This window comes from Plantactinospora solaniradicis (assembly GCF_042658085.1).
GTDB lineage: Bacteria > Actinomycetota > Actinomycetes > Mycobacteriales > Micromonosporaceae > Plantactinospora > Plantactinospora solaniradicis.
Genome location: NZ_JBHSPR010000007.1, coordinates 463,883 through 485,051, shown reverse-complemented (window position 1 = coordinate 485,051; position 21,169 = coordinate 463,883). Strand labels below are relative to the sequence as shown.

General features: G+C 68.2%; 13 protein-coding genes. 9 read left to right on the top strand and 4 right to left on the bottom strand.

What is annotated here, in order from left to right:
• Positions 1–141: 141 nt before the first annotated feature.
• Both ACFP2T_RS08160 and ACFP2T_RS08155 read right to left on the bottom strand, forming a co-directional pair.
• The gene (locus ACFP2T_RS08160; protein WP_377419301.1) at positions 142–1,341 is read right to left on the bottom strand and encodes an ABC transporter permease; all 1,200 of its coding nucleotides are present in this window, start codon (positions 1,339–1,341) and stop codon (positions 142–144) included.
• Positions 1,328–2,419, bottom strand: coding sequence for a peptidoglycan-binding protein (locus tag ACFP2T_RS08155; RefSeq protein WP_377419299.1), 1,092 nt, complete (start codon positions 2,417–2,419; stop codon positions 1,328–1,330). Before ACFP2T_RS08155 ends, ACFP2T_RS08160 begins: the two co-directional genes overlap by 14 nt.
• 685 nt (positions 2,420–3,104) lie before the next feature.
• On the opposite strand from ACFP2T_RS08155, the gene ACFP2T_RS08150 reads away from it, so the two are divergent.
• The 4 genes from ACFP2T_RS08150 (at position 3,105) to ACFP2T_RS08135 (ending at position 12,134) form a co-directional block, all read left to right on the top strand.
• Positions 3,105–4,961 carry an ABC transporter ATP-binding protein gene (locus ACFP2T_RS08150; RefSeq protein ID WP_377419297.1) on the top strand — a complete coding sequence of 619 codons (1,857 nt, stop codon included), beginning with the start codon at positions 3,105–3,107 and terminating at the stop codon, positions 4,959–4,961.
• A gap of 152 nt (positions 4,962–5,113) precedes the next feature.
• A complete protein-coding gene (locus ACFP2T_RS08145) occupies positions 5,114–6,715 on the top strand; it encodes a HAMP domain-containing sensor histidine kinase (RefSeq protein WP_377419295.1) in 1,602 nt (533 codons plus the stop codon).
• On the top strand, positions 6,712–7,377 hold the full coding sequence (locus tag ACFP2T_RS08140; protein ID WP_377419293.1) for a response regulator: 666 nt from the start codon (positions 6,712–6,714) through the stop codon (positions 7,375–7,377). Before ACFP2T_RS08145 ends, ACFP2T_RS08140 begins: the two co-directional genes overlap by 4 nt.
• Before the next feature lie 479 nt (positions 7,378–7,856).
• Positions 7,857–12,134, top strand: coding sequence for an amino acid adenylation domain-containing protein (locus tag ACFP2T_RS08135; protein ID WP_377419291.1), 4,278 nt, complete (start codon positions 7,857–7,859; stop codon positions 12,132–12,134).
• Positions 12,135–12,510: 376 nt separating this feature from the next.
• On the opposite strand, the gene ACFP2T_RS08130 is transcribed toward ACFP2T_RS08135, so the two are convergent.
• Together ACFP2T_RS08130 and ACFP2T_RS08125 are read right to left on the bottom strand one after the other, a co-directional pair.
• The gene (locus tag ACFP2T_RS08130; RefSeq protein WP_377419289.1) at positions 12,511–13,056 is read right to left on the bottom strand and encodes a hypothetical protein; all 546 of its coding nucleotides are present in this window, start codon (positions 13,054–13,056) and stop codon (positions 12,511–12,513) included.
• Between the two features lie 1,069 nt (positions 13,057–14,125).
• Positions 14,126–14,917, bottom strand: a complete 792-nt coding sequence (locus ACFP2T_RS08125) for an AfsR/SARP family transcriptional regulator (RefSeq protein WP_377419288.1) — start codon at positions 14,915–14,917, stop codon at positions 14,126–14,128.
• Between the two features lie 889 nt (positions 14,918–15,806).
• On the opposite strand from ACFP2T_RS08125, the gene ACFP2T_RS08120 reads away from it, so the two are divergent.
• The 5 genes from ACFP2T_RS08120 to dpgD all read left to right on the top strand — a co-directional run bounded on the left by ACFP2T_RS08120 (position 15,807) and on the right by dpgD (position 21,064).
• A complete protein-coding gene (locus tag ACFP2T_RS08120; RefSeq protein ID WP_377419286.1) occupies positions 15,807–16,838 on the top strand; it encodes a ParB N-terminal domain-containing protein in 1,032 nt (343 codons plus the stop codon).
• A gap of 248 nt (positions 16,839–17,086) precedes the next feature.
• Positions 17,087–18,214, top strand: a complete 1,128-nt coding sequence (gene dpgA, locus ACFP2T_RS08115; RefSeq protein ID WP_377419284.1) for a 3,5-dihydroxyphenylacetyl-CoA synthase DpgA — start codon at positions 17,087–17,089, stop codon at positions 18,212–18,214.
• A gap of 11 nt (positions 18,215–18,225) precedes the next feature.
• On the top strand, positions 18,226–18,918 hold the full coding sequence (dpgB, locus tag ACFP2T_RS08110; protein WP_377419282.1) for an enoyl-CoA-hydratase DpgB: 693 nt from the start codon (positions 18,226–18,228) through the stop codon (positions 18,916–18,918).
• Positions 18,915–20,261: a (3,5-dihydroxyphenyl)acetyl-CoA 1,2-dioxygenase DpgC gene (dpgC, locus tag ACFP2T_RS08105; protein WP_377419280.1), complete on the top strand. Its 1,347-nt coding sequence runs from the start codon at positions 18,915–18,917 to the stop codon at positions 20,259–20,261. Before dpgB ends, dpgC begins: the two co-directional genes overlap by 4 nt.
• Entirely contained in the window at positions 20,258–21,064 is an 807-nt protein-coding gene (dpgD, locus tag ACFP2T_RS08100) for an enoyl-CoA-hydratase DpgD (RefSeq protein WP_377419278.1), read from the top strand. Before dpgC ends, dpgD begins: the two co-directional genes overlap by 4 nt.
• The last annotated feature ends 105 nt before the right edge of the window (positions 21,065–21,169 follow it).

Genomic DNA, 21,169 nt, shown 5'->3' with positions numbered 1-21,169 from the left:
GGCGCCATCGCTGCTCCATCGAACCTCATGAAAAATGCCAAGAACGCGGCATCGGGGGCACCGGCCTGGCTGCCGATGCCCCCGATGCGAAAGGAGTGTGAGCTGACCTGAGCCGATCAGCAGAGGCTGGACAGACTGGATTCAGGTCGTCCTCAGGGCGTCGGTGGGTGGAATGTTCGCGGCCCGCAGCGCGGGATAAAGGCCCGCGATCGCGCCGGCGGCGATCGAGACGGCGAGTCCACCCCAGAGCGCCTCGGGCGGGATCAGCACCGTCCAGCCGCTGTAGAAACACATGGTCATGGTCACCACCACGCCGATGACGATGCCGCCGATGCCGCCGAGGGTGGCAAGGACCAGAGACTCGGTGAGGAACTGCGCCGCGACGTGGCTGCGCGCGGCGCCGAGCGACCGGCGCAGGCCGATCTCGGTACGCCGTTCCAACACGGAGATCACCATGACGTTGGCGATGCCGATCGCGCCGACGAGTAGCGCGATCGCGCCGAGTCCGAGGATGAGACCGGCGCCCGACTCCTCCACGGCGAGCTGGGCGGTGAGCGCGTCCGACGGCCGGCTGACCTGGACCCGTTGCGGATCTACTGGGTTGGCTACCGGGGCGAGGAGATTGGCAACGTTGCTGACGTGTTCGGAATCGGCGCGTAGGTAGAGACGGCTGGGGTGGCCGTCGTAGCCGAGGAGGTGTTCGGCCGAGGCGAACGATACGAGGGCGGCGTGGTCGATCTCCGGTGCGAGTGTGAACGGTTTGAGGATCCCGATGACGCTGTACCAGCGGTTCCCGAGCCACACCCGTTCGTTGCCACTGACGTCGCTGATGCCAAGGCTGCGGGCTGCTTCGTAGCCGAGGACGGTCATGGGGAAGGGGCCGTCGTCGAGGAACTTGCCGGCGAGCAGCGAGCCGTCGAGGGTAGTGAGCAGTGAGGCGTCGCATGCCCGTACCGAGCGCCCGCCGGTCTGGCCGGCGGGCACGTGGTTGTTGCGGTAGACGTTCGCGGTGGCGAGCTTGGCGGTGGGTGCCACGGACTGGACGTTGGAGACCTGGCGGATCATCGGGGTGGCGGTGGTCGGAAGGATTGCCTCGGTACCTCCCGCGTCCTGTCCGTTGCTGACGGTCAGTAGGTTGGTGCCGAGCTGGTCGATCTGGGCCAGCAGGTCGGACTGGCTGGACCGGGTGACGCCGAGAACCGAGACGATCGACGCAATGCCGATCGCGATGCCGAGTCCGGACAGCAGCGCTCGGAGCTTGCGCGAGCGGAGTCCGAGCGTGCCGGTTGGTAGGAGGTCCCGGGCGCGTAGGGTGCTGCGTGGCACGTCATGCGTCGTCACTAGGGACCTGCACCTTCTGACCTTCGGCCAGGCCCGGCCCGCTCACCTCGGCCATCCCAATGGCTTCGTCGAACAGCCCGGTCTCAACCGGAACGCGTCGGGTGGCGCTGCCCTCCACGAGGATCACTTCGTACCCGCCGCCGGGCAGGGCGTTGAGCGCGGTGATCGGCACGGCGAGGACCTTGGGATGCAACTCGACTGTGATCGCGACCTGGACCTGTGCCTGGTCCAGGAAGCCGGTGACGGCACCGTTCACCTTTACGGTCACCGGCACGGTCGATTCACTCTCGGTGCCCGTGCTGTCCTCCGACCCGCCGGCGGCCGTCGTCACGGCACCGATGTTCGTGATCGCCCCGGCCTGGGTCTTGCCGTCGGGCAGAGTCACCCTGACCGAGTCGCCCACCTTGGCGCTGGGTAGTTGCTGCGGCGAGAGTTGGATGGTGACCGCGGGCTCATTGCTCGTGCCGTGCGCGACCGTCGCGCCCGGCTGGACCTGAGTGCCGACTTGTAGGTCGTGGCTGCCGATCCGGACCGCGGCGGGCATGAACACGATCTGCCCGAGTGGAACGTCACCGGTCACCGCCAGGTTGGCTGCTCGCTGCCAGCGGCGGACCGCGGAGTAGGTCGCGAGGCTGAAGCGCGTGTCCACGGTCAGCCCGTCGCCGTGGCCGAGTTCCTTGAGGTTGGTTTCCAGTTGCCTGACGTCGGCGCCATTGGTCATGCCGAGTTCGAGGGTCCGCCACGAGGGGCGCCCGCCGTACATCAGCACGACGGGTTCCCCGTCGACCTCGTAGGCGGTTCCGCCGCGGCTCACCACCTGGCCGACCGCCGGCATCCGGGTGAGGACTCCCGGACCGGGCGCAATTATGGTGTAGGTCCCTCTGTGTCCCAGCGTCCCGGTGACAGTCTGGCGTTCCGCGATGTCCATCCGACGCACGTCGGCAGTCCCCGTCGACACCGATGTCACCGGGCTCACCCCCGTGCTGTCGGCCCGGTTGTTGATCACGATGAACCCCGCCGCTCCCACCACTCCGACGAGCGCCACCCCTGTCAGCACCATCATTCGCGTGCGGCTCATGTCACCGGCCCCCGTGCTCCGGGTCGCGCGTACGGGCGAGGCCTCGTGCCTGGTCGGCAGGATCGTTCAGTCCGGTCATGCTCACACGATCGCGTGGAGTGACGGGTTGTCACTTCCCCCAAATGTGGCAACAGCGGCGCCCTATTTGGGGGGTGGCGGTCATCCGACTGATGCCGCCGCGCCGGCCGATACGGCCGATGGCGGCCTGCTGGGGGCCCGCTGACATCTGAATCGCGTTTCTTGTAGTGGCTCTGGCCATGTGTGACGATCGGCCTACTCGAAGAGGTCCTCCCTTGTGTGGTGTTCGCGAGCCTATGGCAGATCCCGACGATTTCGACGTGGTGGTCGCGGGCGGCGACGTCGGCGGTCCCACGCTCGCCACATTGGTGGCGATGTCATAGACCCGCGCGTTGCTGGGAAAGGAGCGCTTTCCGCGTAGCAGACCGTGGACCCGCTAATTCCTCTCGACCATCCACGGAGTGTGCGGGATGACCGGCCCGGACCAACTCGTCCAGGTCGGCTCTCCCGTCCGACACGGCGATACGTCGTTGGGACTGTGCCGAGACGAACCGCGACGAGGATTTTATCCAGACGCAGGTGATGTTTCGGCGAGGACGCCGAGGCGTCCGCGCCGCTCGAACCCGGGGGCCCATTCCGGGCTCCCCCATCGAACCAGAAGGTGATCATGAATCCAGCGGACGTGCAGAGGCCCCGGGGGGCACGCGCGACGTTGCGGCTCATCGCGGCTGCGATCCGTCTCGTTTGGGCCTCCGGGCGGCGGGACTTCATCCTCGTCATCGTCCTTCAGCTGCTCCAGGCGGCCGGCGTCTTCCTGATCATTCTCCAGCTCCAGCAGATGTTCTCCGGGTTGATCGAGGCCAACAGTGGCGGCAGCGCGGAGGGCTTGGCGATCAACCTCGTGTTGTTCATCGCCGCCAACGTCCTGATGGGCGTCGCCAGCGTGATCGTCAACAACCGGCGCCAGATCATCGGTGAGCGGGTCACGATGTACGTCTGCGGCGAGATTCTCAAGGTCGCCTGCCTCGCCGAACTCGACGACTTCGACGACTCGGACTTCCACGACCGTCTGCAACGGTCGGCCATCAACGCAGTGAACCGGCCGATGCGGCTGGTGCAGAGCATGATCGATATTGGCCGGAACGTCTTCGTGCTCGGCTCGATCTGGGCCGCGCTCGTGGTGCTCCAGCCCTGGATCGCCGCGTGCATGCTACTGGTCGTGGTGCCCGTGTGGATCGGCGGCACCCGGGTCGGCGAGCATTACTTCACGTTCGTCCTGCGGATGATCCCGCGCGATCGCAGCCGCATCTACCTGTTTCAGTTGCTCACAATGCGCGACCCGGCAAAGGAGATCAGGGCGTTCAACCTCGCCCAGTATCTCGCGACGCGCTGGCGGGAGTCCATGGTCGAGCGCATCGGCGAACTCGCGTTGACCCTGCGTAGGCAGTTGCGCTCCTCACTGATCTCCACCTTTGGTAGCAACCTCGTACTTGCGTTGGCGGCGGTCGGCCTGATCCTGCTCAACAGGGGGGGAGTGCTGACCCTGGCCGAGACCGCGGTGGTCGCCGGGGCGCTCCTGCTGTTCAGCCAGAGACTCCTCGCCGCCGTCGTGGAAACCAACATGTTCTTCGAGTCCGCCCCGCTGGTCAGCGACCTCAACGATTTCCTTGCCCTGGAGCCGGGCCTGGTCAAGCATCGGTCGGGAACGGACTTCAAGGGCCCGTTCCACCGGATCGAGGTCGACGACGTCTCCTTCCAGTACCGGGACGCCGACCGCAACGCGCTCGACCACGTCTCTCTGAAGATCAACGCGGGGGAGGTCGTCGCTCTGGTCGGCGAGAACGGCTCGGGCAAGACGACGCTGGCCAAGCTGATCGCGGGTCTGTACTCTCCGCGGCAGGGCGCGATCAAGGTCGACGGAACCGATCTCAGCGAACTGGACCTGAACGCCTGGCGCCAGTCGGTGGCCGTCCTCTTCCAGGACTTCATCCGCTACGCGCTCACGGCCGTCGACAACATCCACCTCGGCTCGATCGCCAGGGAACCGGACCTGGCCGACATCCGCGTGGCCGCCCGCGCAGCCGGGGCGGATGAGTTCCTGGCCACCCTCCCCGAGGGCTATGACACGATCCTGTCCCCCCAGTTCGGCAAGGGCCTGGATCTCTCACTGGGCCAGTGGCAGCGGGTGGCGCTGGCGAGGGCCTTCTTCCGCGACGTCCCGCTCGTGATCCTCGACGAGCCGAGCGCTTCGCTGGACGCCCGGGCCGAGCGGGCGCTGTTCGACAGCGTCCGTGACCTGTACGAGGACAAGACCGTCCTGCTGATCTCCCACAGGTTCTCCACCGTGCGAACCGCCGACCGTATCCTCGTACTGGAGGACGGGAAGATCGTCGAACAGGGCAGCCACACGGAGCTGATGGCGCTCGACGGCCTGTACGCCGAGCTGTTCTCCATCCAGGCGAGCGCGTTCATCGAGGAGGACCTGGAGGAGAGCGTGGAACTGCCGCAGCCTGTGGACCGATGACCTCATCCCGCTAAAATTCTCGCGTCGCAATTCACCACCCCCAAAAGAGGTGCCTGAGCCGCCCTCTTTTTGGGGGCTCGGCGCTGTTCGGATCAGCACATTTGCTGGGTAGCCTGGGGCCTGGAACAACTTCCTTTTCCCGGAGGCGGCGAATGTTCTCTCGGTTCGGCCTGCGTTCCCGGATGGCTGTGTCGTACGTGCTGGTGTCGGCGGCCGCCGTGTTGGTGGTCGAGGCCTTCCTGCTGGCGATCATGGTTCCCCGGATACGGTCGGCCAGCGACAGCATCGAGCAGGCGCAGCAGCGCGCGCTCCAGGCCGAGACCGGTGCGCGCCGGATTAAGATCGAGGGCCTTGCGCTGCAGATCGCCGTCGCGGCGGGCATCGAGGCGAGTGCGTTAGCCGCCCAGGAGCCCGGGCGATCGGAGGAGGCACTGCTCCTCGATGTGGCGGCCAACAGCTTCGGCGGGACGCCGGACCCGCTGCCGAGCGGTGACGGCGCCACCATCGCGCCGACGCCGGAGTTGGTGCAGGTGCTGGCGACCGTGGACGGGCAGGTGGTCGCGAGCGAGCCGTCCAATGTCCTTGCCCGCAACTCCCCGCTCCCTGCCGCGGCGATCGGCCTACGGCCGAACAGCGGTCAGACGGAGGTGAATGGGCGGGTTGCCGACTGGGCCACCAGGCCCGTGGAGATCGCCGGCCGGGCGGGGTCCGGCCGGCGGGTGATCGGCATCGCCTACGCGACCCATCTGACCCCGCTCAAAGGCGTCCTGGGTAGGGAATCGGCATCGACCGGAGCGCCGGTGTCGAAGGGGGGACCGGCATCGACCGAAGGCAGACCACCGGTCGACGAGGAGCCCGCGGCGGTTGCCGATACGAGCATCGGCTCGCTGATCGTCCCGGGTGCGATCATCCTGATCCTGCTGCTGCCGGTCGGCGGGCTGTTCGGGCTGCTCAGCACCGGCCCGCTGATTCGGCGGATCCGCAGGCTGGCGAGGGGGACCTCGGCGATGGCCAACGGTGATCTGAAGGCTCGGATCCCGGTCTCCGGCGGTGACGAGGTGGGCCGGCTGGAGCAGGCGTTCAACTCGATGGCCGAACGGCTGGACACGGCCGTCCAGGTCCAGCGAAAAGCGGCTGGCTCCGAGGCGCGGCGGGCCGAGCGGACGAGGATCGCGCGGGAGCTGCACGATTCGATCTCCCAGGACCTGTTCTCGGCGAGCCTGGTCGCGGGCGGTCTGCGCAAGGCGTTGCCGGCCAGTTCCGAACTGCGCCGCCAGGCCGAGTCCATGGAGCTGTCCCTGGCACGCATGATGCGTGAGATGCGCGCGATGCTGCTGGAGTTGCGGCCCATCGCATTGGAGGACGCGGGCCTCGCCGAGGCGTTGGACGAGCTGTGCCGGGCCTATGAGGTACGCCTCGGCATCTCGATCTCTTCGCGAATCGATTCACTGCGGTTGGGCGCGCCGGTCGAGCACGCCGTGCTGCGGGTCGTTCAGGAGGCGCTGGGCAACGCGGTACGACACGGCGAGCCCGACGCCATCGAGCTGCGGGTCGCCGAGACCGACGGGCGGGTGACGGTGACGGTCCACGACGACGGGCGGGGCTTCGACTCGGTGAAGACGGCAGGACGGCATGGCATGGGGCTGAAGCTGATGCGCGAGCGCGTCGGCGAGCTGGGCGGCACGGTGGAGGTGGTCAGTGCACCGGAACAGGGGACGACGGTGAAGGTGCTGTTGCCGGTGGGTGTGGAATGATCCGGATCCTGATCGTGGACGACCACGAGGTGGTGCGTCAGGGACTGCGCTTCGCGCTCGAGCAGGAGTCCGATTTCGAGGTCGTGGGGGACTGTGCCGACGGCAAGGCGGCACTCGGCCGGATCGGCGCGCTCCGGCCGGACGTGGTCCTGCTGGACATGATGATGCCGGGCCTCGACGGCATGGGTGTGCTGCGTACGCTGCACGAGCGCGGCGACGCACCCGCGGTCATCGTCCTCACCTCGTTTTCCGCCGACGAGCATGCGATGGGCGCGGTCCTCGCCGGCGCGGTGTCCTACCTGCCGAAGACCACCGCCCTCGACCGGGTGGTCGAGGCGGTGCGGGCCGCCGCAAGCGGCGGAAGCCTGCTCGATCCACACGTGGCCGCGCTGCTGGTGCGCAGCGTCAGGGCGACCGACAGCGACGGGCCCCTTGCCAAGTTGTCGGCCCGCGAACGAGAGGTGCTCGCGGCTCTGTCCCGAGGCCGGTCGAATCGGGAGATCGCCCGTGCACTCTCGCTCGGCGAGCAGACGGTGAAGTCCTACGTGTCGAGCATCCTCACCAAGCTGGACCTACAGGACAGGACCCAGGCGGCGATCTTCGGTCTGCAGCAGGGCGTCGTGCCGCTGGGCGAGGCACTGCAGGCCGAGCCGGAGGAGTAGCCGGTACAAATCTTCCGAGATGCCCTGATGGAGTCCCGATGGGGCCCTTCTGAAGGCTCCGTGGTGACCCTTGTCCACCGTTTCCGGTACATGCAAACGTGGTTATGGAAAGATTGGAGCGGAATGCCCGGGATGCCACGAGAAACCTTTCGGCGTCCGGAATGCGGGGAGATTCCCGTTTCCTACCCTGTGCCGAACGAGTTGCGTCCGTGGCTGAGTGCACCGGTTTTGCCGGTCCACCTGGCTCGCCTCCACTTTCAGCATCCCGCATCGGTATCTCCGCCGCTGACTTCGCCGTCCGTACCGGCTCCTCGGGCATGCCGGGGACGCGGCCGAGGGAAATCGAATGACTGTGGCGTTCCTCATCGGATTCGCCGACGAGCGCGCGGTCGTGGCCCGGACCTAGACAGGTCCGGCGCGACGCGTCGGCGTCAGCAGTCCGGGTTTCCGATTTCGATCCGTCCAGCATTGGAGTCGTCATGCGGACCGCTTTGCGCCTGAGGGGCCCTCTCGACGTCGATGCCCTGCGTTCGGCGCTGGAGGACCTGGGGACGCGCCACGCAAGTGGGTTCACCCTGACGGTGCTCGATCTCGGCGATGAGCGCAGGGACCCGGTCGACGACGAGGCGGTGTTCCGTGGCACCCATGCCGGGGAGTGGCCGGCGGTGCCCGACCCCGGTTCCGGGCCGGTCTTCCAGGGCCGGCTGGTGCGGATGGGGCCCGACGACCACCTGCTGAGCCTGGTCCTGTCCGGCCCGGACGCCGACACGGCGGCCCGGTTGCTGCTCACCGAGTTGCCGGGAAGCTACGAGGCAGTGCGGTCCGGCCGGCCCGTTCCCCGGCACCGGGAACGGCCCGGCGCGCGGCAGCCGGTGGAGATCGTGCCTCTGGAACTCGCGACGGACCGTCCGCGCTCTTCTGGACTGCCCGCGAACACCGCCGACGCCCGGTTCGCCCTGGCCGACGCCGACCCTGTCGTGGTGCTCACCGCATTCCTGGTTCTGCTGGGCCGCTACACCGGCCAGACCAATGTCGTGGTGGGCGTTCCGGCCGCCGTCCACGACGGTCTCCCGGCCCCGCTGGTTCCGCTTCGGACGGACCTCTCGGGCGATCCATGCTTCCGCGACGTTGCGGAACGCACGCGTACCCGGCTGGCCGAGACCGCCGACCAGCCCGAGGCCGGTCGGCGGTCGTCGTTTCAGGTGGTTCTCGACCACCTTGCCGACGCGGCCAGGCGTCTCGGCGCCGGTCCCTGGAACGGCGAACTCCACGCAGAGGTGGTCAACGCCCCCGTCGACGACACGCCACCCGACCTCGCCCTGCTCCTCGGCGACCGAGAGGCGGTGGTGCGGTACCGGACCGAACTGTTCGACCAGTCCACGATCGTTCGGTTCCAGGGCCATCTCACCACCCTGCTCGCCGCCGATCCGGATCTGCCGCTCTCGGAACTGCCGATGCTGGCGGAGACCGAGCGGCATCTGGTCGTGGTGGACTGGAACGACACCGTGGTGCCGCCGGCCCCCGTTGCCGGGGTCCACGAGCTGTTCGAGTCCCGGGTCCAGGCGTCGCCCGACAGCGTGGCCGTGTCCTGCGCCGGAGAGACACTGACGTACGCGGAGTTGGACGCCGAGGCGAACCGGCTGGCCCGGTACCTGCGGGGCCTCGGGGTCGGCCCCGAGGTCGTGGTCGGGCTCGCGCTGGAACGCAGCCTCGACATGGTGGTCGCGCTGCTCGCGATCTGGAAGGCGGGCGGGGCATACCTGCCGTTGGACCCCGACTACCCGGTCAACCGGCTGGTGTACATGGTCTCCGACAGCGGGGCGTCGGTGGTGATCGGCACGGCCGACCGGGTCGCGGGCTTCGCCGACCGGGTCGGCACGGTCGCGACCCTGGACGATCCGGCGACCCGAGCCGCGATCGAGGCCGGGTCGGGTGAGCCGCTGGGTGCCGTGACCCGACCCGACCAGCTCGCCTACGTGATCTACACCTCGGGCTCGACCGGCACGCCGAAGGGCGTGCTGGTCGAGCACGGCGGGGTGGTGAACCGACTGGTGCGGATGCAGGAGGTATGGAACCTCGATCCAACGGAGCGGGTGCTGCACAAGGCACCACTGACCTTCGACGCATCGGTCTGGGAGCTGTTCTGGCCGCTGTCGGTGGGCGCGGAGCTGGTAATCGCGGAGCCGGGCCGCCACCATGACCTGGCCTACGTGATCTCGCTGCTGGAGACCGCCCGGATCAGCGTCGTCCAGTTCGTGCCGTCACTGTTCCGGCTGTTCGTCAACCATCCGCGACTCACCGGGATGCCGTCGCTGCGGCTGGTCTTCTGCAGCGGCGAGGCGCTCGCGGCCGAGGACGTGTCCCGCTTCTACGCGAGGAACGACACCGCCACGGTGGGCAACCTGTACGGGCCGACCGAGGCGTCGATCGAATCGACCTCCGCGGTGTGCGAGCGGGGGGACACCGGGACACCGCCGATCGGGCGGCCCATCGGGAACGCCCGGCTGCTGGTGCTCGACGCGAACCTGCGCCCGCTCCCGGTCGGCGTTCCGGGCGAGCTCTACATCGCCGGCACGGGTGTGGGACGTGGGTACGCGAGCCGCCCCGCGCTGACCGCCGAGCGGTTCGTCGCCGACCCGTTCACCGATGGTGGGATGCGGCTGTACCGCACCGGCGACCTGGTCCGTTGGCGGACCGACGGCCAGCTCGACTACCTGGGCCGGATCGACCAGCAGGTGAAGGTGCGTGGGGTCCGGATCGAGCCGGGCGAGGTCGAGGCCGCGCTCCTCGCCCACCCGGCGATCACGGACACCGTGGTGGTCGCCCGCGGCGAGGGCAGCGACCGCAGGCTGATCGCCTACCTGGTGGTGGGGGAGACGGCTGCGCCCAGCACCAGCGAGCTGCGGGCATTCCTGCGTATGCGGCTGCCGGACTATCTGGTCCCCTCGGCCTATCTGGAGCTGGCCGCGATCCCGCTGAATCCGAACGGGAAGGTGAACCGGGCGGCGCTGCCGGAGCCCGAGACCTCGCGGCCGGTCCTGTCGGCCGCTTACCAGGCGCCGCGGAGCAGGACCGAGGAGTTCCTGGCGGCGTTGTGGGCCGCCCTGCTGCGGCTGGAGCAGGTCGGGATCACCGACGACTTCTTCGACCTCGGCGGGCACTCGCTGCTGGCCACCCAGCTGATGTCCCGGGTGCGTAAGGAGTTCGGAGTCGAGCTCGACCTCGCGGTCCTGTTCGAGGAGCCGACCGTCGCGGCTCTGGCCCAGCGGGTGGAGACCGCGACGCCGGGCGACGTCGCGCCGCCGATCGTGCCGGTCGCCCGGGAGGGTGCCCTTCCGCTGTCCTTCGCACAGCAGCGGATGTGGTTCCTCAACCAGCTGGAACCGGACTCTGCGGAGTACAACGAGCCGCTGGCCCTGCGGATCAGCGGTCCGCTCGACCTGGTGGCGTTGCGCGCCGCCCTGGACGCGATCGTCGAGCGGCACGAGGTGCTCCGCACACGGCTGGTCGGCGACGCCGAGGGCCGGGCCTACCAGGTCATCGACCCTTTCACCGGGTCGGGTCTCGTGGTGACCGACCTCAGCGGCACGGGCAACCCGCTGGGCACCGCCCGGGACTGGGTCGCGGCCGACGCCGTGGAACCGTTCGACCTGGCCACCGGCCCGCTGCTGCGCGCCCGGTTGCTCCGGCTCATCCCGGAGGACCATGTGCTGAGCCTCTGCTCGCACCACATCGTCGCCGACGAATGGTCGGTCGGTCTCCTCCGCCACGAACTCACCGCGTTGTATCAGGCCTTCCACGACGGGCAACCGTCGCCGCTGCCCCCGCTGGCCGTGCAGTACGTCGACTTCGCGGTCTGGCAACGGCAGTGGTTGACCGGCGAGGTGGCGGAGCGGCAGCTCGCGTACTGGCGGAACAGGCTAGCCGGGGCACCCGTGCTGGAGATCCCGACGGACCGGCCCCGGCCGCCCGTTCGATCCTCGGCGGGGGCACGGGTGGAGTTCACCGTTCCCGCCGAGGTCACCGTGGGGCTGCGCGCGCTGGCCCGCGACAGCGGCGCGACGACCTTCATGGTTCTGTTCAGCGTGTACACGGTCCTCCTCGGCCAGTACTCGGGCCAGGACGACATCGTCGTCGGGACGCCGATCGCCAACCGGAACCGGGCCGAGATCGAGGATCTCATCGGTTTCTTCGTCAACGCCCTGGTGCTGCGTACCGACCTGTCGGGCGATCCGTCCTTCACCGAACTGGTCGGGCGGGTCCGCCGCGAGGCGTTGGCCGCCTACGCTCACCAGGACGTACCGTTCGAGCAGTTGGTGGACGCGCTGGTCGACGAGCGCGACCGGTCCCGCACACCGATCTTCCAGGTGGTGTTCAACTACAACCAGGGCGACGTCGGTGGCGCCGCCCCGAGCGTGGAGTCGGCGGTCGGGATCACCCTCGTGAAGATGCCGGGACCGATCTCGATGAAGTTCGACCTGCGGCTCGTCTTCGACGACGTGGACGGCGCGCTGTCGGGAGCGATCGAGTACAGTACGGCCCTCTTCGACGCCGCCACGGTGGAGCGGCTGGTGGCCCGTCTGCTGATGCTGCTGACGACGTTCGCGGACGACCCCGGCGTACGGCTGTCGCAGCTACCGAAGGTGACCGAGGCGGAGCGGCGTGAACTGGCGGAGTGGAACGGCAAGGTCCTGCCCGTATACCGGTCGGTGGCGTGCACGAGCTGTTCGCCGCCTCGGCCGGCCCCGACCAGGTAGCGGTCGTCGCCGACGGGTTCGTGCCGGCTACTGGTCATCGCGATCGTCGAGTGGGCAGAACTGACCCACCTACCCGAGAATCCGTAACGTCCCGGGGATCGGCGTGTGACGTTCACCGTCGGACCGTTCGGGTGGTACCGACTCGGCCCCGGGAGCGCCCACGAACGGCAACGGCCGCCGCCTGGCCCTCGCGCTTGCAGGGAGGCGAAGGATCATCAGACGGCGACCGTTTACGACACCACGACGCACACCGAGTCTAGGAAAGGATTCGGTCGGCGGTAGAAGCCAAGATCAAGGATGAGGATGGAGCGGAGGCAGTGGCCCGAGGCGCCACCTCGACTCTCCGGGAGTTCGCCCCTGATGCGTCAGGCCGATCTCATGAAGGTGCCGCGCTGCGCGAGGGCTTGACCACCCTCGGCGGCTCGTACTCCTTGCACGCCTGTCGCGCATCGCGCATCGCCGGGGCGTCGTTCAGCGCCCGCAGGCGGTCGGACAGGGGGAAGTTTCCGTCATTGTCAGGGTCGGGAAAATCCGGCATGCCATGCTCACGCATACAACTGGCGTACTGTCGTCTTTTTGCCATGTCCTCGGCGGCCGTATGTTGCTCCGCATCCGCCTTCTGAGAATCCTTTTGGGCTCGGCCCCGTCCCTTGCACACCGCCGGCACTTTGTAGTTGACGTCAGTCTCCGGGAAGATCCAGTCGCCCGACTCGTCCTGGACCGGGTCCGGGAAGCCGGGCTCCCCGTTGGCGCGCATACACTGCGCGAGTTCCAGAGCGGTGTTGCCGATGGCAGCGGCTGAAGGGGACGTCTGGTCGCCGGGGTCGGAGTTGGAGCCGCCCCCGTCGCATCCTGCAAGAGCGATCATCGCCGCTCCAACCACGACGAGCATACGTGGATTGGTGAGCATGCCTGGATTCATGCGTTCAGGTTCCTTGGGGCGGCGCCGTCCCGCCTCCCCCAAATGTGGCGCTATGCCACCCCATCCTGGGGGGAGCGGATCCCGACCTCAGGGCAGGACCACGGGCCCCTGGCTGAACCGACGGTTACCGACAAGACCTCTGGCCAGGCACTTGGTACGCCGGCGGGGGATGGTGGTCACGGCACGATGAGGACTTGTCGGGCGTCGGCGGATGGACCTGAGCAGCGGTTCGTGGTGCGGACGGGTGGGTTCACGGACCATGGACCCACCCGAACCCGCGACACCGATCCCGCAGGTCACGGAGCCAGGCGTCGGTGCCTGAGCCATCGGTCGCGAACCGTGGACGCGTCGCTCGTCAGCAACGAGCACCAGCAGTGCGGAGCCAGGCCGTCAATCGGGCACTGATGGACGCTCGATGGAGGATGGCTCGCGTGCCGGAGCACCACACAACCCTGGTGCGCCGAGGGCTGGGCGCGGACGAAACGCCGAAAACGCGGCTTAGGTGGGCAACCCTGCTCCACATTGAACCTTCACGGCGGTCGTCGTGGCCGGCCGACGCCCATCGCCCGTTGGGGACGGGCAGAAGCCCTCGGCGCCATCGCGTACCGTCGACCTTCCACACCGAACGGTCGGTGTGCTGCGTGCTCCGCCCGTGCGCCGGCCCGGATGTCGTGAGTGTGCCACCGCGACGCCGGCCACCCTGGTCAACGCGGTACTTCCGTGTCGCCGACGCCGTCCCGCTACGACGGGCACTCCGCCGGACCAGCGGATAGGACTCCGGTTACCCCCAAATGAGGGCGGCGGGTCGCCACTTTTTGGGGAAGCGCACGACAGTGATGGCGATGAAGGTATTAGGCATGACCAAAAACGGGATTCGCGTCGATGTGCCCGGGTTGAGGACGTGGCCTGCGGACGGTCGGCGATGATGCCCACCAAGATCGGACCCCCGACGAGATCAGCGGGCCGGCCAGGGTCGGCAGGCAGGCACGTTCAGGCCGAAGGCCAGCGGGTCGAGGCGCGCGGCCGTGATTTCTGACCCCGGTCTCGCGCCGGCGGCGGCCAGCGCGTCTCAGCTGACCGGGACCCTGGCTCGTTGTCCCCAGGTCGGCAACGCCATCTGTGCCGCCGGCACCTGTTCGAGGATTGACCTATGCAACTCCTGAAGGTCCTGCCCTGGCTCGATGCCCAGCCTGTCGCGCAGCCGCCGCCGGATCAGCGCGTAGTTCTGCAGTGCCTCCGCCTGTCGACCGGACGCGTAGAGGGCAAGCATGAGCTGGGCCCTGAAGGCCTCGTGGAACTGGTAGACCGAGACGACCTTGTGCAACTCGGGGATGATTTGTCGAGTATTCCCCAGGAGGATTTCCGTGGCGAAGAGCTCCTCGTAGGCCGCGATACGTTCTCCGTCCAGGACTCGGGCCTCCTGCTGGACGGTCTCGCCAGGGATCCCGGACAACGAGTTTCCGCGCCACACACTCAAGGCACCGCGGAGGCTGGAGACCGATTCGCTCAACTGGCCGACCTGGGCCTTCTTCCGGGCATCCTCCACCTGTCCCCGGAAGAACCAGAGGTCGGTGTCGGTCTGTCCCACGTCGAGCATGTAACTGTCAATGTCGGTCTTGAGTCCGACTCCGGGCAATGGGCGGAGAAGCTGACGCAATCGATAGATGTAGGACTGCAACGTGGTCTGTGCGGTGGCCGGCGGCCTGTTGTCCCAGACGAACCGGATGAGTTGGTCGATCGGCACCTCGCTGTTTGCGCCGAGCAATAGTGCGGCAAGCACGGCGCGCTGCTTGGGGGCGGTTATCTGAATACGTTTCTCTGGCGATTTCACTTCGAGGCTGCCCAGAATGAAGAAATGCATTGGTTCCTCCCGTGATTGGCAATTCTATCGAGGTAGATGGATGGCATCAGTCGCAATCGTTAGATGGCACTCGGTCTTGCGCGGTCCGCGCAGGATCGCGATTTCGTCTCTGGGTGGGACCGGGCTGGAGGGGGTGAAAAATGTCGCTGAGGAAAGCGGAACATCACCCGTCCGGCGCACGAACTCTGTCACAGCCTGCGGCTTCAGTTGAGCTGATGACAGCGGAGTCGGATTTGTGGGCCACCAGTTCGAGTGCGCCGACTCTTTGGCGCGCTGGTATGCCGAGCATGGGACCACCCCCCGTTAATGCGATCACTCATCTTGGCCCGACAGCACGAGATCGTATAGACGTGGGGCGCTGGCGTCTAGATCGGGCCGCCGTGGAGTCGGCGTGGTCTGCCGGAGGGCAGCAGCGGCTGTTTTTGCTGCCAGAGAGGGGCCTTGGCCCGTCAGGACCGGTTCCGGCGTTGGGCTGCCCTCCGTCGTGCCGGCCCGGCCCTGTGGGTGATGTGGTGGCGGTGCGATGGACGTCTGGCAATCAGCGACGGGGGCGCCTGGACGGGCGACCGCGAGGCGCCGACGTCGTTCTCGGAATTGCTCTATGTAACCGGCCGCCTCGCGGTCCCTGCTTACGGCGGCGCGGTTTGGACTGACGATCGAGTATGTGATCAAATATCAATGAATTGACGATTCTGGGTGATTTGCCGCCTCAGGGTACTTGGTGTGGCCAGCGTCGGTGACGCAGCGTCGATCGCCGATGTGCAACTGCGGGAAGAACGCAGTTGCACAGTTACGCGGGCCCGCATGCTGCGACTAACATGCAATCGTGGCCAGCGGTGGTTGATCCGTTGTTGGCCTCCAAGAGTTGTGCGCTTCGGGGGAGCTGATCTTGGAAGAGCGGCGTGTGTTCACGATGGCCGAGAGCCATCCGGAAAGAGCCGTCGGGAAGGCGGAGCCGGCCTTGGCCGAGGCCCCGTCCGGCGATTCTCCAGAAAGTCAGTGGCTGCCGGTTAGGTCATTGCTTCCCGCTGATTCTCCACGGCAGGCGGGCGAGGACATCGAGCACACCAGAATGTTGTCTCGCATTGACGGCCGTCTTCCGCCAATCATCGTGCACAGGTCAACGATGCGGGTCATCGACGGCATGCACCGCCTCGGTGCGGCCCTGCTACGCGGCGACGAGATGATCGAGGTGCGGTTCTTCGACGGCACCGAGCAGGAGGCCTTCGTGCTCGCCGTCCGGGCCAACATCGCCCACGGATTGCCGCTGTCACTCGCCGATCGGTCCCGGGCAGCGGAGCGGATCATCGCCTCGCATCCCACCTGGTCCGACCGGGCGATCGCGTCGGCCGCAGGCCTCGGCGCCCGGACGGTCGCCAACATCCGTCGGCACATGCAGGTCGAAGCGGAAACGGCCGGGGCTCGGGCGAGGACCGGGCGGGATGGGCGGGTGCGCCCGCTGGACAATTCCGAAGGACGGCTGAAGGCCTCGGCGCTCATCCAGGAGCGCCCGGAGGCGTCGCTGCGGGAGATCGCGCGGGAGGCCGGAGTCTCACCGTCGACCGTCCGCGACGTGCGCGGGCGGATGCAGCGCGGCGAAAATCCGGTTCCACAGGTCCGGCGCCGCCGCTGCGACGTGCAGGCGATCGAGCCGGGCGGCGACGGGCTGCCGGACGGCCCGGGTCTGGCACTGCTGCTGCAAGGCCTGCGAAGCGACCCGTCACTGCGGTTCAGCGAGTCGGGACGGACCTTGCTGCGGTGGATCTTCTCCCGTGCGATCCGCTCGGACGAGCGACTTGATGTCGCGGGCAAGGTGCCACCACACTGCACCTACATCGTCGCCAACGTCGCGAGAGCTTGCGCCGATGAGTGGCTGCAACTCGCGAACGAGCTCGAACAACGCAGCGCTCATCCCGTGTGAGCCGATCGCCGGGCTGGTGCCGCAGCTGCACCGCCTGGCGACTCGAGCGTCGGCGACATCTCGAAGGCCATCGACGGCTTCCCCCGGCTGGTGCGATCCATCAGCCAGGGGGCCGACACGAGCGCCAGGCTCGTGTGACATGCGTACGTTCACGGCCGGAAGAGGCCACGACACAGAAAGGCGAACGACGTGACGACGGTAGTGTTCCGCCCGCGCAGTAAGCCCCGCATGTGGGGATGGACGTTCCGATGACCCTGACCCTCAACGTCCCGGTACCCGGCCCCCTCGAACTGCTCAGACACGAGACGATCGCCTCGAACCCGCGGATCATGGGTGTCGGCACGGCGGTCACCGAGCAGTCCTATTCACAGCAGGAGTTGCTCGACCTGTTCGAAATCACCGACCCCAAGGTGCGGTCGGTCTTCGGCAACAGCGCCATTGCGCGGCGGTACCTGACGGTGCCGCCGCGTACTGCTGGTGGCGCCTTCGCCGAGGAGCCGCAGGGTGCTCTGCTGCGGAAGCACAAGCGGCTCGCGGTCGGCATGGGTGCCCGTGCCGTGGGCGCGGCACTGGTCGACGCGGGCATCACGCTGGCCGACGTCGACTACCTCTGTTGTGTCACCTCCACCGGATTTCTCACGCCGGGGTTGACCGCCCTGTTGATCCGAGAACTCGGGATCGATCCGAGCTGTCACCGTGTCGACGTCGTCGGCATGGGCTGCAACGCCGGCTTGAACGCGCTCAACGCGACCGCCAACTGGGCCAAGGCCAATCCCGGCCGGGTCGCGGTCATGGTGTGTGCGGAGGCGTGCTCGGCTGCCTACGTCATGGACTCGACGATGCGGACGGCCGTGGTGAACAGCCTGTTCGGCGACGGTGCGGCGGCCATCGCGCTGATGGCCCCGGCCGGCGACGACGTCGACGCCGAGCACAGTGGCCCGCAGATCCTGTCGTTCGCCAGCCACATCATCACCGACGCGGTCGATGCCATGCGGTACGACTGGGACGACGAGCAGAGCCGTTTTAGCTTCTTCCTCGATCCTGGCATCCCGTACGTGGTCGGTGCGCACGCGGAGTCGGTGGTCGACCGGCTGTTGGCAGGTGCCGGCCTGCGCCGCCGGAGCATCAGACACTGGCTGGTGCACTCGGGAGGGAAGAAGGTCGTCGACGCGGTCCGGGTCAACCTGGGCCTGACCCGTCACGACGTGCGGCACACGATCGAGGTGCTGCGGGACTACGGCAACCTGTCGAGCGGCTCGTTCCTGTTCTCCTACGAACGGCTGCTCCGCGAACGGGTGGTGGCACCCGGTGACTACGGCGTACTGATGACGATGGGACCGGGCTCGACCATCGAGACGGCCCTGGTCCAATGGTGACGGGCGGGCGAATGTACGCGGATCTCGGTGCGCCGGTGGGCGACAACGTCATGGTGGTTCGGATCGACGGCGGATGCTTTTTGTCCACGGAGCCGGTCGCGGCCATCGCGGCAGTCTGTGAACGGGCGGAGGACGGCGACGGTACCGCCGCCGTGGTGGTGCACGTGTCCGGTGCGCCGGACGGGGTGTGGGCCAGGGACCTGACGGTTCAGCTGGTCAACAAGTGGGAGCAGGCGCTGCGGCGCCTGGAGCGGCTTCCGGCGGCCACGATCGCTGTGGCCACCGGCGACTGCGGCGGGATGGCCCTGGACGCTCTGCTCGCCACCGACCACCGCATCGCCGCCGAATCGGCGCGCCTGGTGCTGCCCGTTCAAGGTGGTCTGATCTGGCCCGGCATGGCGTTGTACCGGCTCGCCCGTCAGGTGCCGAACGCCGCCGCGGTACGCCAGGCAGTGCTCTTCGGCGGCGCGCTCGGCATGCGCGAGGCGCTCGCGATGAACCTCGTGCACGAGGTCACCGACGACCTGTCCGGCTCTCTCGCGGCGGCAGTCGAGCGGGTCTCGACCGTGTCCGGGTCGGAGTTGGCCGTGCGCCGGCAACTGACCTTGGACGCACAGGCGGTCGGCTTCGAAGACGCGCTGGGTGTACACCTGGCAGCCTGCGATCGTGCGCTGCGGCGAGTTGCCGCCGGGACGGCGTCATGACGCTGAGCCCGGCGCTGGCGGCGCTGGAAGACGAGGTGCGCGCCGTGCGAGCCGATCTCGATGTCGCGCGGCAGAGCCTCGCCGGCGCCGCTGCGCGCACCGAGGCCGTGCTGGCAAGGTTGCCAGAGGTCGCACACCGGTCACCGGAGCAGCGGGCGGACGCCGCAGCGGCGCACGCGGCCGTCCGGGATCTGCGCTGCGCGTTCCTGGACCGCCATGCCGAGGCGGTGTACTCGGAGCTGACCGCCGGGATGACCCGGGAGTTGCGGCTGGACGAGTTGTGCGCGGCCGCAGCGGCCGCGTTTCCCGGCCTGGTGCCGGGGCGGGATGCGCTCGCCATGGAGCGCGGCCGGCGGCAGGCGCACAAAGAGGGCTACGAAATCGATCAGGCCATCTTCGTCAGCAGCGTGTTACGGCTGCCGACCTCGGGCGGCCATCTGCTCGCCGCCATGCGCCGACCGACGCCGCGCGCACTGGGATTACTCGACGGGTTCCTGCGGAACGGCGACGCCGATCTCGGATCGGTGCGTCTGGAACGACGCGATGGCACGGCCCACCTGACCATGTGCCGCGACGACAGCCTGAACGCGGAGGACAACAGGCAGGTCGAGGACATGGAGACCGCCGTCGACCTCGCACTGCTCGATCCGGCCGTCGAGGTGTGCGTGCTGCGCGGCGGCGAAATGACCCACCCCCGGTACCGGGGCCGGCGGGTCTTCAGCGCGGGCATCAACCTTAAAGCCCTGCATGCCGGGGAGATCGGGCTGATCGACTTCATCCTGCGGCGGGAGCTGGGCTACGTCCACAAGCTCGCGCGCGGCCTGCACGTCGGAGGTGGTTGGTGGTTGCCGCCGACCGGAAAACCGTGGATCGCCGTGGTCGACGGTTTCGCGATCGGCGGTGGCGCCCAACTCCTGCTCGTCGCCGACCACGTGATCGCCGCGTCCGACGCCTACCTGAGCCTGCCGGCGGCCCAGGAAGGGATCGTGCCGGGCGCGGCGAACTACCGGCTGACCCGGTGCGTCGGGTCCCGTCTCGCCCGGCAGGTGATCCTGCTGGGACGTCAGATCCGGGCGGTGGAGTCGGATGCCCGGCTGTTGGTGGACGAGGTCCACGTCTCCGGCGACGAACTGGACGAGGCCGTGCGGCGCAGCGTCGAACGGCTCCGGGGGGCGGCGGTGGTGGCCAATCGGCGGATGCTTCTCGCGGCCGAGGAGCCGCTGGACGCGTTTCGCCACTACCTGGCCGAGTTCACGCTTCAGCAGGCGTCGCGGCTGTACAGCGACGACGTCATCAGCAAGGTGGGCCGCTTCACGGCGCACAAGCACGGGGCGGTGCCATGAGTGCCGCGAGCCGGCGCCGGGTGCGGTACGAGAAGCGGGACCACGTCGCGTACGTGACGCTGGATCGGCCCGAGGTGCTCAATGCGATGGACCTGGGCATGCACGAGGAACTCGGCATCATCTGGGACGAAGCGGAGAGCGACGACGACGTCCGGGTGGTCGTGCTCACCGGCGCCGGCGACCGGGCCTTCTCGGTGGGCCAGGACCTACGCGAGCGGGCCAGGCTCAACGAGCACGGCGCGCCGCCGACCACGTTCGGTAGCCGTGGCCAGCCCGGTTGGCCGCGGATCACCGAGCGGTTCGACTTCTCCAAACCGATCATCGCGAGGGTCAACGGGTACGCGCTGGGTGGTGGCTTCGAGTTGGCTCTCGCCTGTGACATCGTCGTCGCTGCGGAGCAGGCGGTCTTCGCCTTCCCAGAGGTGCTGCTCGGTCTGGTGCCGGGAGCGGGCGGCGCGTTCCGGTTGTGCCGACAGTTGCCGTTGCGAACCGCGATGGGATACCTGCTGACCGGCCGCCGGATGACCGCATCGGTCGCCCGCCAGTTCGGTCTGGTCAACGACGTCGTGCCGGCAGATCAGTTGGACCGGTGCGTCGCGGAATGGGTCGAGGACCTGCTGCACGGCGCGCCACTGGCGGCACGCGCGATCAAGGAGGCCGCGATGCGGTCGGTGGACATGCCGCTCGAGCAGGCCTTCGCCACCCGGTTCGAGTGGGAGCAGCGGCGCATGTACAGCCGGGACGCGATGGAGGGCCCACGGGCGTTCGCGGAGGGCCGGGATCCTGTCTGGGACTGTCGCTGAGTTTGTCGGGTGCGTCGGGGCCAGCCTGGGCAGTGGACCAGGCCGGCCCCGACGCGATGCCGGCCGGTGGCGGCGGGGGCCCTGCCGCCGGCCGGCGCGAGCGGT

Bases quoted from the DNA above. Each gene is read 5' to 3' on its own strand.
- ACFP2T_RS08150 (WP_377419297.1), top strand. From the start codon at position 3,105: ATGAATCCAGCGGACGTGCAGAGGCCCCGGGGGGCACGCGCGACGTTG.
- ACFP2T_RS08145 (WP_377419295.1), top strand. From the start codon at position 5,114: ATGTTCTCTCGGTTCGGCCTGCGTTCCCGGATGGCTGTGTCGTACGTG.
- ACFP2T_RS08140 (WP_377419293.1), top strand. From the start codon at position 6,712: ATGATCCGGATCCTGATCGTGGACGACCACGAGGTGGTGCGTCAGGGA.
- dpgD (WP_377419278.1), top strand. From the start codon at position 20,258: ATGAGTGCCGCGAGCCGGCGCCGGGTGCGGTACGAGAAGCGGGACCAC.
- dpgB (WP_377419282.1), top strand. From the start codon at position 18,226: ATGTACGCGGATCTCGGTGCGCCGGTGGGCGACAACGTCATGGTGGTT.
- ACFP2T_RS08155 (WP_377419299.1), bottom strand. From the start codon at position 2,419: ATGAGCCGCACGCGAATGATGGTGCTGACAGGGGTGGCGCTCGTCGGA.
- dpgC (WP_377419280.1), top strand. From the start codon at position 18,915: ATGACGCTGAGCCCGGCGCTGGCGGCGCTGGAAGACGAGGTGCGCGCC.
- ACFP2T_RS08135 (WP_377419291.1), top strand. From the start codon at position 7,857: ATGCGGACCGCTTTGCGCCTGAGGGGCCCTCTCGACGTCGATGCCCTG.
- ACFP2T_RS08130 (WP_377419289.1), bottom strand. From the start codon at position 13,056: ATGAATCCAGGCATGCTCACCAATCCACGTATGCTCGTCGTGGTTGGA.
- dpgA (WP_377419284.1), top strand. From the start codon at position 17,087: ATGACCCTGACCCTCAACGTCCCGGTACCCGGCCCCCTCGAACTGCTC.
- ACFP2T_RS08125 (WP_377419288.1), bottom strand. From the start codon at position 14,917: ATGCATTTCTTCATTCTGGGCAGCCTCGAAGTGAAATCGCCAGAGAAA.